The organism is Caballeronia pedi, assembly GCF_001544915.2.
GTDB classification, from domain to species: domain Bacteria; phylum Pseudomonadota; class Gammaproteobacteria; order Burkholderiales; family Burkholderiaceae; genus Caballeronia; species Caballeronia pedi.
Genome location: NZ_FCOE02000052.1, coordinates 14,313 through 29,210, shown reverse-complemented (window position 1 = coordinate 29,210; position 14,898 = coordinate 14,313). Strand labels below are relative to the sequence as shown.

13 protein-coding genes are annotated in these 14,898 nt (G+C 57.8%); 4 read left to right on the top strand and 9 right to left on the bottom strand.

Annotation, left to right across the window (positions count from 1 at the left end; genetic code table 11):
• Position 1 precedes the first annotated feature (1 nt).
• The 6 genes from AWB80_RS38315 to AWB80_RS43700 form a co-directional block, all read right to left on the bottom strand.
• A complete protein-coding gene (locus tag AWB80_RS38315; RefSeq protein WP_143328231.1) occupies positions 2 to 577 on the bottom strand; it encodes a hypothetical protein in 576 nt (191 codons plus the stop codon).
• A gap of 60 nt (positions 578 to 637) precedes the next feature.
• A complete protein-coding gene (locus AWB80_RS38310; RefSeq protein ID WP_061179832.1) occupies positions 638 to 2,056 on the bottom strand; it encodes a hypothetical protein in 1,419 nt (472 codons plus the stop codon).
• Between the two features lie 28 nt (positions 2,057 to 2,084).
• A complete protein-coding gene (locus AWB80_RS38305) occupies positions 2,085 to 2,495 on the bottom strand; it encodes a PEP-utilizing enzyme (RefSeq protein WP_061179831.1) in 411 nt (136 codons plus the stop codon).
• Between the two features lie 184 nt (positions 2,496 to 2,679).
• Entirely contained in the window at positions 2,680 to 3,363 is a 684-nt protein-coding gene (locus AWB80_RS38300) for an HAD family hydrolase (protein ID WP_143328230.1), read from the bottom strand.
• 14 nt (positions 3,364 to 3,377) lie between these two features.
• Complete coding sequence (locus tag AWB80_RS38295; protein ID WP_061179829.1) at positions 3,378 to 4,379, bottom strand: DUF7064 domain-containing protein; 1,002 nt, start codon at positions 4,377 to 4,379, stop codon at positions 3,378 to 3,380.
• Between the two features lie 67 nt (positions 4,380 to 4,446).
• On the bottom strand, positions 4,447 to 4,692 hold the full coding sequence (locus tag AWB80_RS43700) for a hypothetical protein (protein WP_143328229.1): 246 nt from the start codon (positions 4,690 to 4,692) through the stop codon (positions 4,447 to 4,449).
• Positions 4,693 to 5,087: 395 nt separating this feature from the next.
• Here AWB80_RS43700 and AWB80_RS38290 point away from each other — a divergent pair, with 395 nt between their 5' ends.
• The gene (locus AWB80_RS38290) at positions 5,088 to 7,325 is read left to right on the top strand and encodes a helix-turn-helix domain-containing protein (RefSeq protein ID WP_061179828.1); all 2,238 of its coding nucleotides are present in this window, start codon (positions 5,088 to 5,090) and stop codon (positions 7,323 to 7,325) included.
• Between the two features lie 726 nt (positions 7,326 to 8,051).
• Here AWB80_RS38290 and AWB80_RS38280 read toward each other — a convergent pair.
• The 3 genes from AWB80_RS38280 to AWB80_RS38270 all read right to left on the bottom strand — a co-directional run bounded on the left by AWB80_RS38280 (position 8,052) and on the right by AWB80_RS38270 (position 10,849).
• Positions 8,052 to 9,020 (bottom strand): VOC family protein, encoded by a 969-nt coding sequence (locus AWB80_RS38280; RefSeq protein WP_061179827.1) that lies wholly within the window; start codon positions 9,018 to 9,020, stop codon positions 8,052 to 8,054.
• Between the two features lie 72 nt (positions 9,021 to 9,092).
• On the bottom strand, positions 9,093 to 9,956 hold the full coding sequence (locus tag AWB80_RS38275; protein ID WP_061179826.1) for a fumarylacetoacetate hydrolase family protein: 864 nt from the start codon (positions 9,954 to 9,956) through the stop codon (positions 9,093 to 9,095).
• A gap of 314 nt (positions 9,957 to 10,270) precedes the next feature.
• Positions 10,271 to 10,849, bottom strand: a complete 579-nt coding sequence (locus tag AWB80_RS38270) for a nuclear transport factor 2 family protein (RefSeq protein ID WP_061179848.1) — start codon at positions 10,847 to 10,849, stop codon at positions 10,271 to 10,273.
• Between the two features lie 382 nt (positions 10,850 to 11,231).
• On the opposite strand from AWB80_RS38270, the gene AWB80_RS38265 reads away from it, so the two are divergent.
• The 3 genes from AWB80_RS38265 to AWB80_RS38255 all read left to right on the top strand — a co-directional run bounded on the left by AWB80_RS38265 (position 11,232) and on the right by AWB80_RS38255 (position 14,650).
• On the top strand, positions 11,232 to 11,828 hold the full coding sequence (locus tag AWB80_RS38265) for a TetR/AcrR family transcriptional regulator (protein ID WP_244206971.1): 597 nt from the start codon (positions 11,232 to 11,234) through the stop codon (positions 11,826 to 11,828).
• A 306-nt stretch (positions 11,829 to 12,134) separates the two neighbouring features.
• The gene (locus tag AWB80_RS38260) at positions 12,135 to 13,451 is read left to right on the top strand and encodes an MFS transporter (protein WP_061179824.1); all 1,317 of its coding nucleotides are present in this window, start codon (positions 12,135 to 12,137) and stop codon (positions 13,449 to 13,451) included.
• A gap of 83 nt (positions 13,452 to 13,534) precedes the next feature.
• Entirely contained in the window at positions 13,535 to 14,650 is a 1,116-nt protein-coding gene (locus tag AWB80_RS38255; RefSeq protein ID WP_160147513.1) for a porin, read from the top strand.
• The last annotated feature ends 248 nt before the right edge of the window (positions 14,651 to 14,898 follow it).

Sequence of the window (14,898 nt, the reverse complement as noted above, 5' to 3'; positions counted from 1 at the left end):
TTCAGTGCACATCCTCTACGGTTTCGCGCGGCCGCCCCACCACCGCGAGGATGTCCTCGTGGAATTCAAACCAAATGTTGTGAATCGAATCCGCGCGAGGATTGGTGACGTACGATTTGTCGCCCACGTCGACGCGCTCGATGGCCGTGACAAAGCGATCGGCGTACACGTCGTATCGGGGAATATCGTCTGCGATCTTGCGCAGCGCGGTGATTTGCCGTTCGACTACCTTCATCAGCTGCGACAAGACGCGGGTGTCGCCCTCCGAGGTCTGCCACTCGCTCACGAGCTTCAGGAACTGGCTATTCAACACCTCGAACCGTTCATACCAGGCCGTCACTGCCTCGCGTTTGGGCAGGTATGTCTCCTGGTAGTACTCGAGTACCGCGCGACGCCCCGGCACGTCGAGGAGGTATTCACCGCCCAACGCGACGATCCGTCCGTCGTCAAGCGCCTCATCGATCACGCCTTGTACATCTGCGTCAGGCAGGCGCACACACTCCACCAACCCGCCGAGGTCCGCCATCTTCTTCAGATACAGCGCGTTGAGGACCAGGAATGCGGTTTCCGTCAACATATTGATGTCTCCCAGTTTGTGACGGGCGGAGCCTGCATCGCTCCGCCGCATGCCGTTATGTCAGAGCCAGGCGTACTTCGAGTGCCGAATGTCCGCGTCTTTCGAGAACGGCAGATAGCCCTGTCCCGAGAAAATCTTCTGCGGAACCACCGACTGCACGAAGTTGCGCTTCGTGATCTCGTAGTAGTAGTTCGACACGCGCTGATCGAGCTCCCAGAAATTCAGCTTCTCGTTGACGTAATCGTAAAGCCCCGCCTTGCGCAGATGCGGCAGGATCATGCCGACGTAGTAACTGTAGATACCGTTCGTGCAGAGCTCACGACGGGGCATCTTCAGCGTCTTCTTGTACAGCTTGAAGGTTGCGTCCTTGATCTTGTCAAGGTGCGAGGCGAGGTCCTTGATGGCGACTGGGTATACTTCACCCATCGGCGTATCCCATGCTTCGCGAACGAACACGGCCGCGCCGCAGATCGCCGGCACATAGTTCTTCGGGACGGTGAAGGTCGTCGAAATGTCGTTGACACGAATCTCTTCGAGTCCGAGTTGTTCCGGATCGATGACGAGGGCAAGGGTATAGCAATGCGGCAGCCCTTCGCACACGTCGCTCCAGTGGTACACGTCCTCGTTGACGAACAGGTCGCGGATGATGAGGATCTTGCCGTCCTTCAGTTCGTACGGGCCGGTGTCGCCCAAGCCGAGCCGACAGTCGTAGTGGTCGAAGAACGCGAGAAGTTCAGCCGCTGCATTGAACGCCGTCAGCTGCTTGTACGTACCCGACTCGTGCTCGAAATACTCGACTTCATTGACCAGCCGGTCGATGAGTTCCTGATCATGAATCTGGCAACGGTAACGATCCTGCGAATTCAGGATGTAGCCGTCCTGGCGCTTCCCCCACAAGACGCGCTGTGCGAACTTCAGGATTGTGTTGCTTTCCTCGACATAGTCGTCGGGCCGGATCGCTTCGAGCGCTAGGAGACCGCAGCGCCCCATACCGAACGCGACTGCCCCCAGACACCAGTCGTGCACACAGTTGATTTTGGTACCGATCTCCTTGCGAGCGCTCGCGCCGATGTCCATCACGCCCTCGGCACCGAGCTGGTCCGTCATGAGACGCATGAACTCCGGGTAGCGGTAAAACTCCTGCATGAACGCAAGAATCTCGTACTCCTGGCGCGGGATCATGCCTGACACGCCTTCTGTCGCACGCATCACGAGCACATCCCAGATGTTCCAGGCGAAGTAGTTGTTCAGGTCGTTGAGCTCGTCGATAGTGAACTCGTCTTTCAGCACATCTTCGCGCGTGACCTTTTCGAGCACGCGGGTCTTCATGCGCGCACGCATTTCCCGGTCACCGGCAATACCGTCGGGCACGGGAGGAAGATCCTTGTAGTTGCCCGTGTACTGCAACGCCTGGAAACGCAGGCCTGCGTCGCCTTCGTCGTACCGCTTCTTGTACGTGCTCTTTCTCAGCTGATCCATGCTTGTCTCCCTGATATTATCGGTGCCTTCAGACGACGACCTGTCCGCGCTCGGCGTTCGCGCACTTCAGCGTGACCTGTTTCCCGTTCAGTTCCTTGACGATTTCGTCGAAGTGCGCGGCGTCCGTGTTGCCGACTTCATAGCGCGAGCTGCTGCTGCTCAGGTGCGCGGTCATGATGCAGGGGATCTGAAATTCGCGAGAGAGAATGCCCAGGTGCGACTCGGGAGCGCCAGACATCGTGATCACACCGATGGCGCCCATCGAAAGCGCCGGCGCGAGAAACGTGGTGGTACCGCCGCGCACGAGCAGAATGTGCTCTTGCAGTTTGCCGCTCTGAATCAGCTTCACAACCGACTGCGGATCGGCAAGGTACATTACCGTCCCGGAAGGCTCCTTGTCGGTTTCGAACGCATTGAATCCTTCTGCCACTACGGTCATCGCTGTCTCCTATTGATGGCACCGTCGGTGCTCTTTGATCGGGCTTTGTCACGACTTCCAAACTACGGCTATCTGCTTTCCATCTTAGGCAATCTCTAACGACCTCTCTTTATCCGCCAGCGATAAAAATCGGTCGCCGTTTTTCAAAATCTTTCTATTCGATGAAGCTTGCGAAGAACACCGGCTATCGAGCCTCTGACGCGTCGCCCTCTCTGAAATGAATCAACAACTCCTCGGGCCATACCGCCACGAACTCTGCACCTGCCCTTTCAAGTTGCGAGGCAGAATGCATCCCCCAAGACACGCCCACGGCCCGGGCACCGGCGGCGAGCGCAGCTTTAACGTCGCCGACCGTGTCGGTCACGAGCACCACATCGCCTACGTGGCAGCCGGCGGACTCGTCGTAGCTCGGTGTTCCTTGCCGTCCTAATCCGTAGCTCGGATCGCACAACACTTTCTGGATCGCGCTCTCCTTGTCGGGTTCAACGTCACCAGAAAAGACGTGCCCGAAGCAATGAGCCAGGCTCGCATCGTCCAGTACATTGCGGATGGCGCCCATCACGTTCGACGAGATGACCGACAAGGGATATCGGCCGGCGAGGCGTTGCACCACGTTGCGCATGCCCGGTATGACAGGGGGACGGTATTCAGCGAGAAGCAACTGGAAGAAATATTCCTTTACCTCTCTCGCCCGATCCTCATCTGGCGATCTCTCTCGAAGCGCCGCGAACAGGTTGGCTTCGGATAAGGCGTAAAACGCTTCAGCGGTATCGACGCCGAGACCAAAGTGGCGATTGACCTTCTCGAACACGCGCCACGACGCCTCTCTCGTCTGCACCAGTGTTCCGTCGAGGTCGAACAGAATCATGCGCAGGGACACGGCTATCCCCCGTTTCTCGAGACCGAGCCCGCTTCGACGCTGTTCAAGCGGGTCAAAGAAGGCACTTCGAAGAAGTCCATGACTTCGCCATACCCCGTCTCACCTTGACAATGCCACTCCGTCAGCGTGTTGAAGGCCACCATGTTCGGCCAGCACTGCCACGGAAACGTGGTCTTCGCATCACCGCGGAGTTCCCAGGTACGATCGGCGCTGTCGGTCACAGCAAGCTGGATATGCTCGGGATAGCGGTCATGCACACGGATCGTATTGCCGGTACCCGCTTTGAGCCCGTAGACCTTGCCATCCTGCAGCACATAACCATGGCTTAGCGATAGCGTCTTGCCGCCTTCTTCTTCATTGAACGAAAAAATGGCGTGCATAGCAAAGCGCTCGGAAAAATGAGCGTGCAGCCAGCTCATGTTGGGCGCGCCGCGCTCGGGACGAGGTCCCCAACTGTGGTCCATGGTCGACACGCAGTCGATCTCATATCGCTTCCCACGCAGGACGATATGCCCCTTCACAAGGCCTGTCTGATCGAAGTGACCGTTGTACGCGGTTCCCCACGCGAATTTGCCCGCCTCCTTCTGTGCCGCGACGATCGGATCCATCTCGGGATCGTGGATGTCGAACGGTTGCATCAGGGCAGAGTACTTGACGTGAATCTCGGTCTGGTGGCCGTCGTCGTAATCGATGGTCCACACCATATTCGGTTCGAGACACTTCACGCTCAGGCCGTTCGCCAGGCCGTAGTCGAGAAGATTCCTCGGTTCCGGGATGGGCAGGTGAGCCTGAAGATCGTTGAAGTCGGCGTGCCATGGCGTAAGCGCACGGCGTGAATTGATGCTAATCGTCGAGTTGACGACGCCGAGGTTCGGCCGAAAGAGCGCGTAGACCCCGACATTGATATTGGCTTCCGCTGAAAAGAAGCCAAAGTAGTTGGTCTCCGCCCAGTTCGGCTTGTCTGCGTCTGCTGCGTGGAATTGAGCGTCTTCAGCCTTGATCATGTCCTCTCCGTGTTCTCAAGATGGATAGCCTGTATCTCTGTTTCTAGTCCGCCTCTGTCGTCGCCCTTCAGAAGGCGGCCCATGTTGTTGCGTTCATCGTCGGTCGCGCTGCGTCAGGAGGAAAGATCCGCCAGGTTCCATCGCGGTGACGAAAGAAGAGCAGTTCTATCGCGTCGCTGGTGACAAAGAGGCGAACCGTCACTCCGCGGTGCCCCGTCGCGCCGTCGCGACGAAATCGCTTCACGCTCAACTGGCCCCGCTGCGCTGGCGAGAACCATTTATCGATGGCTTGTTGAAGGGAATCTCGTCTCATACGCACCTCTCGACTGCACCCGCGCTTTCTCAACGGTGCATTAATCCCAACCCGCGGCGTCCTTGCCGACACGCGTTGAACCGATACCGGTTGTAAGTCCGCGCTCCTTTTTTGCGCTGGGCACCGACGGCGTCCGGCGTTGAAACAATCATAACGACGCGGCCGCGCGCCTCGTATAGCGCCGAGGGGAGGAATGCCCGTGGGGTTTTATCGCTGGGGGATAAAAGTCACCTAGACTTGCCCGCTTCGCTGCCCAAACGGGGCTCAGAAATTAGCTTCTAAGGGAAAACGCGTATGGAAGCCCATGCCTGCGTCGGCGATACAGAACATGTTGTAACTGTGGTCTATTTGAGCTGCGACGCAGCATTTCTACGATTCAAAACGGTGCCGATGATATGGATAGCTCGCACGCAGGGACGCTCGTTTCCTCGATAGAGGCTTGTGCGACGCACGAAGTGTCGTTACAAGGCGCGCTTGATACGCTCTCGGGTGCGGTGCTCGAAGGCAGTGAATCGGTGACGAGTCTTGCCGTTGATCTCATTCAGGCCAGTACAGGCGCGCCGACGGCGACTGTGCTTCGACGAACCCAGGGTGCATGGGTACCGCAGGTCCCCCTAAGCGGGGACAACAGTCAACTTCTTGAGCAAGGCATCGAAGACCTGGTTCGCGATGACAGTCGGCTCAACGAAGGGACGTATGGTTGTTTCGTTCCTCTAGCGCCTGGGTCGGAAGCGATTTTCCTTCCGCGTTTTCAGCCGTCCCTCGTCCAGCGGGGCACCCTGCGTCTTCTCGCCTCCGCCTTCACCCTCGCCTCAGCTGCAGCCAGCCGAGGGCGTGCCGTTGTGGCGGCTCTCGACGAGATCAGCAGCCTTCAGAGCGTCGTCCGGGAGACACTCTCGGCCCGCGAATTGAATCAAGTGCTTTCGTGTGCGACGCACGAGACCCTTCGACTGCTTTCATCCAACATCTGCGGCGTCTTTCTCAGGGAAGGCGACGAGGTAATCATGAGAAGTTGCGTGGGCAACCTGCGTGTAGAGACGGCGCAGTTGCGGATGAAACGAGGCCAGGGGGTGGCCGGTCGGGTATTCGAGACGGGTGAAGCCTGCCGTGTCGACGAATATGTGAAAGACAACACAATCAGCCAGGACTACATGGACTTGGCACGTCTTGAACATGCCTACTCTGCGCTCGCCGCGCCGCTGAAGGTGCACGACGAAATCGTCGGGGTTCTGGAAGTATGGCGACGCAGAAAATCCACGTTCTCCGACCGCGACGTCCGCCGGATCAAGGCGCTTGCAGATCTAGTCGCAATCGCAATTCAGAACGCACGTCTCAACGAAGCGCAGGAACAAGCAGTCGAGCAACTTGCTTCCGCTAATCGCCAGCTAAAGAACCAGAACAGCGCTTTTGGGCAATCCGCTGAGATCCAGCAGTCGATGATCGACGCGGTTCTTGTTGGCGAAGGTCTCGATGGAATCGCCCGCGTAATCGGCCGATACGCTGGAGCAGAAGTTGCGGTCCTCACTGAGGACATGCAGCCCATGACGACCGGCGTCATTTCCCAAAGCGTCATCGCGGTGTTGCCGGAGCTTGAAAAATTACTTCATGCAGCACACGACTCTCCAATTGACCGGTGCGCTGTTGTAGGAGACACCTGGATTCGTGCCCAACCGATTACCGTGTCAGGAGAAAAGGTCGGTTGGGTCTGCATCGTCGCTGACGCAGAGCCGAACGAAATAGCCGAAATGGCACTCAGCTCAGGTGTAATTGCCTGTGCTCTGAGCTATCTTGAAAGCCGCGCAGCAATGCTCGCCAGGGCTGAAGTGAGCAGCGAAATTCTCTGGGATCTGTTGGAAGGCGATCCAAAAGTCAGGTTCGCCGCTTTCACGCGCGCTAAGGGTCTGCGAATCGATCTCAACGGGCCACATCGCGTCCTTCACTGTTCGTTGGAGCAACTCGACGCCCTCGCTCGTGCAGGCGGATGGGACGCGTCTACAGCGGAAAGAAACCGAAGGATTGCTCTCGACGGTTGCACGCGCGGCCTTGAAAGGACGGGGCTGCGTCTGCTGACCGTACGCGGGAATCTCTTGGTCGCACTAGTGTGTGCAAAAAGCAGTGACGAAATACGCCGCAGCTTGAGCTCTCTTCGCGCCGACGTCAGCGAACGAATTATCGGCTTCGCCCCAATGTGGGGAGTAAGCTCCGTCAGCGGAGGCAGCGGCGACTTTAGAACGGCTCACCGAGAGGCAGCGATCGCCTTGCTCGCTGCGACGAAATTCAGCACTGAGAACATCGCCATCTCTGACGAACTGGGCGTTCTGGGCTTACTCCTATCGATTCGACACGACAGTGATCTTGAAGGCCTCGTCGGCGCCATACTTGGCGATGTGATCGAATACGACAGCCGTCATAGCCACGCGCTATCCAAAACACTGAGAACCTATTTCGATTCCGACTGCAGCCTTCAGACGACTGCAACCGCCCTGAACGTGCATCAGAAGACGGTCCGATACCGGCTGACTCAGTTTGAGCAACTCAGCGGGATGGATCTCCGGCGCCATGAAAGCAGGATGATGGTTGACATCGCCCTTCGAATGCAGATGATCCGGCGCGAAGCGTCCAACGCGGCTTAGAAATATTGGAATAGTCCGAAGGGATCAAGCGGGAGCAGCCCTTGGCGACGAAGAATAGCTCGTCTTCGTGCTGGTGATGATTCCCGTTGAACGTACCGCTGAACTTGGGTAACCGCGGGAGCGACTTTGCGATCTCGTTGGCTTGGCGGGTGGCAAATTCCTTTATGTCAAAAGCTTGCGGCGTTGACTCTCACCATGTCTGGTTGCTGGACAACCGACCGACTGTACCGGCATCGTCAGTTTTTCGCGGGCCTCATGCCATTGCCGGCCGAGAGCCCTCGCCCTCGCGGGCTCGTGCGTCAGATCTGACCAGCGTTCCGGCAGTTCAGGTGTTCAGGTACAAACGGCACGTCTACGCTTCGTCCGATACTTCCTTCACAAGAAAATATTCAACGGACACGAACGCGCCAGCCAGATGGAAATTGATACCACGGAATGGTTTCCCTTGAACCACTATACTCAGGCCCGCGGGGGCTGGTATCAATTGAAGCTAACGAGCGGCGACACGGCATTTCGCGATTTGTGAAGGGCGTTGGAATGAGCGACCCATTCCCGTCTTCACACACTGAAAAGGCTTGAGCGCGGATCCGGGTGTCTCTGCGCGCTCCGAGTGGGCACACAAGGGGTAGCCGCGCAAGGAATATGTGCAGTTTGGGATGCGTTTTTTCTGTGGATGGAAGATTCACACTCACCAAGGAAATGAGGGGAATATCGCGCGGCGAGATTTTAAGCTTCTGTGATAACCGCGGGTAGGTCGAGGGGTGCTTCGGTGTTGCAAATGAAGTCTTCCGGCACGGCAGGCCCCCACAAATACAGTGAGTCCTCGGGCGCGAAGTCGCCCGCGGGCCACGGGTGACCGGCCGAGACGAAGTCGATGTCCGCCGAGTATTCGCAGAACGAGCCCCACGGATCCTGCACGTAATGAAAGTAGTTCGATCCCAGCACGTGGCGGCCCGTGCCCCAGCCGCGCGTATATCCGGCAGCGGCCATCTGTGCGGCACCCTGTCCCACCTCGTTGACGTTGTCGACATCCCAGGCCGCATGGTGCCAGCCGCGCGCGGTGCTCTTGGCGAAGGCCACCAGATGGTGGTCGCTGCCGTGCGGTGCGTGCGTAAAGGCGATGATGTCCAGCGACTTGTCCGACAGGCGCAGCCCCAAGGCACGCTCAAAGAAAACCAGGGCTCGCAACACATCGGGCGTAAAGAGCAGCACATGCGAAAGGCGCCGCGGACGCACGACCTGTGACTGCGAACGTGTGTGCGACCCGCGTTCATCGGCGGGCGCGCCTGCCAACACGCTTGGCGTCTTCGATGACGGACTGGTCTTCGGGCCGATCTTGACCTGGATCAGATTGCCGTCCGGATCGCGGAACCAGAAGCCGGCCGTATCGTCGACCCGTTCTTCAAAGGCCGCGCCGCTGGCCTTGACCTGAGCGCAGATCTGTTCGAGATCATTTTCGAAACAATTGAAACTGAGATAAGCGAGGGATTTACTGCTGGCCGGCAGGATGCGCGCCCAACGATGTCCGTCAGCTGCCCGGATAATGAGCGCCTCCTTCTGCTCTGCATCAGGAACGACCTGCAAGCCGAACGTGGTGTAAAAGCGTGCGGCATCGTCCACGGAGGGCACGTTCAGTGCGAAGTGGTCGATCGAATGTACGCTCGCGCCTGTGCGCGAGCCAATAGGCTCATCCATGACTATCTCCATGCTGGAAAGCAAGGTCGGCTCTGCGGCGGACTTGGTCATCCGGCTCGATGGCCGGTGAAATCACGCCGCTGGACGCTTCAGCGGGGCTTCGTCGACGATGGTGTTGCGTAGCATGCCGATCTTCTCGACCGACACCTCGCACACGTCGCCCGAGCGCATGAACAGCTTCGGCGTGCGCGCCCAGCCGATCCCCGAGGGCGTGCCCGAAACGATCACATCACCCGGCTCCAGCGTGATCGCCTCACTGATGATGCTAATGAGGCTCTCCACGTCGAACACCATCTCGTCGGTGCTCGCCGACTGCACGACCTCGCCATTCAGGCGCGTCTCCAGGCGCAAGCCCTTCACGCCCGGCGGCAGCTCGTCGACGGTGACCAGATCGGGACCGAACGCGCCGGTACCATCGAAATTCTTACCCACGGTCCACTGCGGCGTCTTGAACTGATATTCACGCACCGAGCCGTCGTTAAACAGCGAGTAACCCGCCACGTACGACAGGGCGTCTTCCTTGGCAATGTGGCGCCCGCTTTTGCCTAGAATCACGGCGATCTCGCCCTCGAAATCGAGCCCTTCAGAATCGGCCACGCTCGGGCGCACCATCGGCTGCTCGTGGGCGATCAGGCTGGTGTGAACGCGGAAGAAAAGCGTCGGATAGTCCGGCTGCTCGTACTTGCTCTCGGAGGTGTGGTCCGAGAAGTTCAGGCCCACGCAGATGATCTTCGGCGGGCGCTGCAGCGGCGGAAGAAATTTGAGGCCTTCTGCGGCCACGGTCTCTCCGTTGGACGACGACGGAACAAGCGCTGCGAGATCTGCGCCACGGGCCAGCAGCGACTCGAGCGATTCGTTGCCGATGACTCGCACCTGATCGCCGTCGCGCACACCCAACGTCGCCTCTCCATTCTGTTCAAAACTCACGAATCGCATATCTGTCTCCTGTCTCAGACCATCGGCCTTTATTCCGCGCGGATGTGTCGAGATTCATCCGCGCTAGATTGAACAACGCGGCGCCCACGGTCTCAGCATCCCAAGTTGCGACGACTCGCAAGGTGGACAACCGGACGCGCAGCGCGCTATCTCTCGACGCTGGGCTATCAAACATTGGGGGTTCCCGTTGTAAGAACCCTAAGCGAGACCTACGGAGAGAAGTCTCCACGTCTCGCCATTCTTCACCCGCGATGTGAAGAACCGGTTCTCAGGCAACCGTTAGGTGCCTTCCATGCCGAGAAAGCCTTTTGCTTCTATGCGCGGTGCAGCCAGCGCTGTGCCTCTTCCTTGATAAGGACCTCCAGTTCGCTGTTTCTCGTTGGGAAAACCCGTTTTACTGGAAAGCCGCTTATTTCGAGCACGTAGGCAAGAGCGGCATACTCGCGAGGGAAGCTGTTAAACGTTGCTGCATCTATCGCGTCCGCTCCCGGCGTAGACGTGAGGTTTCCCATGTCATAGATGCATCGCCGGGTCAGAATTCGCCATTTATCGTCTCTTCGCTCCAGCTTGTCGTACAGCCGCGCGTGCGCGTTGCATCCAAAACCTGCTGTAGCGTTATCACAGATGATGATTGCATTCGTTTCAGCGATGGCCCTGTCTTCCGCGAACTCAATGAGCGGAGTGCCCACGAAGTGCTTGGTTTTCAGCGCGGACACGCCCATTCGTCGAGAAGCGTCAATGAACGCCGTGAATGCTCCTTCGAACCAAGTGACCTCAATCGTCCCCTCCTCGTGGAACAGCTCGCTTAATCGCTCCCAGTCGGCCTTATCCCGGAACATCCACCCGTTCATCAGCTCGGCGATTTCCAGCTTGTCTGCGATGGTCGGCGGCATGTATTTCCTTCTCGTTGATTGGCGTACTAACTCCATGTACATTCTGTTCATTCTAAGGTTGTGCGGCGAAGTTCCAACTGGGGTTTGCGCGCTGATCAGAATGGATGGATGGGCATTGTGACGGACGCTTTTTCCACACTCGGAGGCGCAAAACCATTTCCTGCCGAGCGCGTTGGTGTCGGGCGGATCATGTGCTGTCACCGGTTAATTGTGGCGTATAGGAGGCCGGAGATGACGTTTGCCTTCCCGCCGAATTAGTTGAGAACGTGTTTCGGAGGAAACAATGCAGGCGACAATACATAAGCGAGACGCAAGCGGCACGGCATCGGAGGATCAAGTCGAGGATCACCGCTCGGTCGCTGCGAGGAGGAAGCGCAATGCCATGAGATCACGCATTCTGCAGACGGTAATGGATGTCTTTAGCGACCGCAAAAATCTATCGACCACGATAGAGGATGTCATTAGGGCCGCTGACGTTTCGCGTGGCACCTTCTATAAGCACTTCTCGTCCCTGGAAGAGGCGCTGACCGCCGTGGGTCGTGAGGCAACAGACCAGATGACACTGGGAATTTTGCCCGTGTATGACGTCCTTGATGACCCGGTCCAGCGGGTCAGTACAGGCATGCGCGTCTTTCTCTCACGGGCAGTCACCGACCGCCGCTGGGCACGCTTTGTCGTGCGGGCTGAGCTAATTCCCCACGAGTCCGTGCTGCTCGAATACATCTATCGCGATGTGCGGACAGGGAAGGCAGAGGCCAAGATGGATTTCGATGACGTAACGGCAGCGGCAGATTCAATTATGGGCGCAACCGTGGAGGGGATGCGTACCATCCTCCTCGAGCGTACTCCCGATACCGCAGCTTATATCGACGCCGTCATAAGAATTACGCTCCGCGGGCTTGGCGTAGACAAGCGTCGGGCGGAGAGCGCCACTGCGTTTTCGTTGGAGCATCTGGCGGCGCATATGTCGAATCGCTGATCGCGGGCCAAGGAGCCGTCTGCGGAGCCCCTTCCGAGGGAGGGTTTCTGGCGCCCTCCAGCTCGGCGGGGCTGGGTGAGGAACGATATTCCCGTTCGTCGCAGTAGCCATCTGTTCAATATGACGGGCGCAGAATCCCCAGATTGACGCGGTGAGGGTGCACACTAGAATGAACAAAACCGTCACCTGAGATGCGGGTGTCCCGCGGCGTCATCCAAACCATCGCGAGCTAACTCTGGGTCTCGATTAGAAACTTTATAACCGCTAGAACTTCGCATGCCTAATTTAATAACGGAGACTTCTGCCATGGTAAGCAGAAAAGAAACGCGCACGCTGGGCCTTGCTGCATTGGGCGCGACGTTGGAGTACTACGATTTCGTCGTTTATCTTTTCGTCGCTGCAGCGCTTAGCAAGGAGTTCTTCCCGCCGGATGTATCGCCTTGGATTCGCCAGATGCAAACTTTTGGCATCTTTGCGATCGGTTACCTTGTCCGACCCGTGGCGGGAATCGTTGCCGCTCACTTTGGCGACAAGGTCGGACGGAAGAAGATGTTCATTTTTCTCATCATCCTGATGGCGGTGCCGACCTTCCTTATTGGCGTGCTGCCGACCTACGCTCAAGTGGGATGGTTCGCGCCGCTGTTCCTGCTAATACTTCGCGCGTTGCAGGGTTGCGCAGTAGGAGGAGAGCTGCCAGGCGCTGCGGTTTTCGTGTCCGAGCACGCAGGAGCGTCGAGAATCGGCGGAGCCAGTGGCTTTCTTCACGGCGTTGTTCACCTCGGATTGTTGCTGGGTACCGCGGCTGCGGCACTGGCCGGCGTCATTTCTACCCATTTAGATATGCCGTCGCTCGCGTGGCGCCTTCCCTTCATCATCGGTGGCTTGTTTGGTCTGACGGCGGCCTATCTGCGGCGTCAGTTGGAGGAGTCGCCGTTGTATGCCGAAATCGTCCGATCCAAGCAGGTCTCGAAAACGGTGCCGCTCAAGGTCGTGGTTTCCCAATATCGTCGCGCATGCCTTTTCGGGTTCGGGCTCATGTTCGTTCAGGCTGTGTTAGCAACTGTATTCTTTCAGTACATGCAGACGGTGCTCATTACGGTTTATGGCGTGTCGACGCAGATGGCGCTCAACGCGAACATGTTCGGGATTCTCGCGCTAGCTCTGTCCATGCCGATTTGGGGGCAGGTGAGCGATCGGATTGGCTGGGGCAAGACACTTCTGATCGGTGCGGTCGGCACAGCGGTTTCGGCTGTCTACTACTTCCAACACTTGGCGAGCGCCGTCACGTCGGTCACCTCACTTTCGCTTCTGTTCGCAATCGCCGGCATTCCTGTGGGAGCAATTATCGGCCTGGTCCCTGGCCTTCTGTCGTCGCTTTTTCCGACGCAGGTGAGACAAAGCGGATACGCCCTTCCGTACAACGTTGGAGCGGCCTTGTTCGCGGGTCTCGCCCCTCTCACGCTGGCATGGCTTGTTAGGGGATTCGGTCCGACGGTCGCACTGTACCCGGTACTCCTTGCATGCGCAATCGCGCTTGTGCTCGCTAGCCTCGTTTCTGGCATGCGGTTGTACCTCGGCAGAGAGGCCGAGTTGCAGGCGCACTCGGTTGATGCGATTCGCTGAGGTCATTCATTGACGCATCTGTCTGGAGTGTCGCGTTGATACGCGCCACTATCGGGGGTCGTCTACAAAAGCAGGGGACGTACGTGAAAGGAACTCATTTTCTTCTTGTTACATCGGCGCTTGTTTGCAATGCGGCCGTTGCTCAAAGCACTCCGTCCGGACTTACGTTATTTGGACGCTTGGATGAAGGAGTTATCAATCAGACCAGCCGGGCACCAGGCGGGGCGGTCACTGCGATAAATGCGAACATGTGGTTGCCGTCGCTGTGGGGCATCAAGGGGCAGGAAGACTTGGGCGGCGGATTGTCCGCTATCTTTAATCTTGCTTCGACGATTATCGTAAACACCGGAGCCCAAGGTAGTACACAGAAGCTCTTTGACCGAAACGCGTACGTTGGCTTGGCAAGTAGTCAGTGGGGCACGCTGACGTTCGGTCGACACGTCAACACGCTCGCGGAACTCTTCTATGTCACTGACCCTTTGTACGCGAACAACTCCGCGACCAACATGAACGTGCGGCTGGGGTATCTTGGCGGACCCGGGACCACCATCCAGAATAACTTTGGACCGAACCCCGGCGTCGCGGGCGCGAGCCTTGACCGCGTCGACAACTCGATGAAGTACCAGTTCAAAGCGTCTAACGGCTTGTCTGCGATGGCCATGTACGCGTTTGGAGGGAACGCGGGCATGTTCTCAAACAACAGCGCCGCAGGTGCCATGCTGGGGTATGACGGCGGTGCGGCCACTTTGCGGGCTTCGTACATGCAATACAAGGACTCTATCGGCACGCCCTTTCGCGCGTTTGCAGGGGGCGCCGCTTATAAGCTCGGTAGCGTGACGCTTCGCGCGACATACACACAGAACAAAATCGACAGTAGGCTAAATACGGTCGCAATGCCTTATCGGAACATGAAAACGGAAGTGTATTCGGCAGGTGGCGACTGGCTCGTTACGCCGACCATTGATGTTTTCCTCGCGTATTACCATGGCAAGCGCTCTCAGGACGGGTTACCCGACCAGGTCGCAAACAAATTCTACTTCGTTCCTAGCTATTTTCTGAGCAAGCGCACGACGGTACAGGCGGTCACTGTCTATGAGCGTTTCAATGCGACTGGTGCCTCGCTCGACACCGGTACTCCCCTGGTGGCAGGTGCCAGGTCGTCGGTGTACCTCGGCGCGGGTCTCACACATAGCTTTTAACCACACAGTTCACTTTGTTCGGGCCTAACGGCTGGTTGAACAGTAAATATCCGTTCATTGTGACGGGAACGAAAACCCCAGATTGACGAGATTCTCGTACCGCATAAAATGAACATACTGTTCACTATAGGACAGGCCGTAGACGGATAGCGCTGAACGCTTCAAGTCCACGAAATTTAAACAGGTGGGATACGGTTCGTTTTCCTAATTGCTAGGTTTTGCACAAACACCGACGTCGACGGCCGGCG

Excerpts from the sequence above, each read along its gene's own strand:
- AWB80_RS38315 (WP_143328231.1), bottom strand. The coding sequence starts at position 577 with ATGTTGACGGAAACCGCATTCCTGGTCCTCAACGCGCTGTATCTGAAG.
- AWB80_RS38310 (WP_061179832.1), bottom strand. The coding sequence starts at position 2,056 with ATGGATCAGCTGAGAAAGAGCACGTACAAGAAGCGGTACGACGAAGGC.
- AWB80_RS38305 (WP_061179831.1), bottom strand. The coding sequence starts at position 2,495 with ATGACCGTAGTGGCAGAAGGATTCAATGCGTTCGAAACCGACAAGGAG.
- AWB80_RS38300 (WP_143328230.1), bottom strand. The coding sequence starts at position 3,363 with ATGATTCTGTTCGACCTCGACGGAACACTGGTGCAGACGAGAGAGGCG.
- AWB80_RS38295 (WP_061179829.1), bottom strand. The coding sequence starts at position 4,379 with ATGATCAAGGCTGAAGACGCTCAATTCCACGCAGCAGACGCAGACAAG.
- AWB80_RS43700 (WP_143328229.1), bottom strand. The coding sequence starts at position 4,692 with ATGAGACGAGATTCCCTTCAACAAGCCATCGATAAATGGTTCTCGCCA.
- AWB80_RS38290 (WP_061179828.1), top strand. The coding sequence starts at position 5,088 with ATGGATAGCTCGCACGCAGGGACGCTCGTTTCCTCGATAGAGGCTTGT.
- AWB80_RS38280 (WP_061179827.1), bottom strand. The coding sequence starts at position 9,020 with ATGGATGAGCCTATTGGCTCGCGCACAGGCGCGAGCGTACATTCGATC.
- AWB80_RS38275 (WP_061179826.1), bottom strand. The coding sequence starts at position 9,956 with ATGCGATTCGTGAGTTTTGAACAGAATGGAGAGGCGACGTTGGGTGTG.
- AWB80_RS38270 (WP_061179848.1), bottom strand. The coding sequence starts at position 10,849 with ATGCCGCCGACCATCGCAGACAAGCTGGAAATCGCCGAGCTGATGAAC.
- AWB80_RS38265 (WP_244206971.1), top strand. The coding sequence starts at position 11,232 with ATGAGATCACGCATTCTGCAGACGGTAATGGATGTCTTTAGCGACCGC.
- AWB80_RS38260 (WP_061179824.1), top strand. The coding sequence starts at position 12,135 with ATGGTAAGCAGAAAAGAAACGCGCACGCTGGGCCTTGCTGCATTGGGC.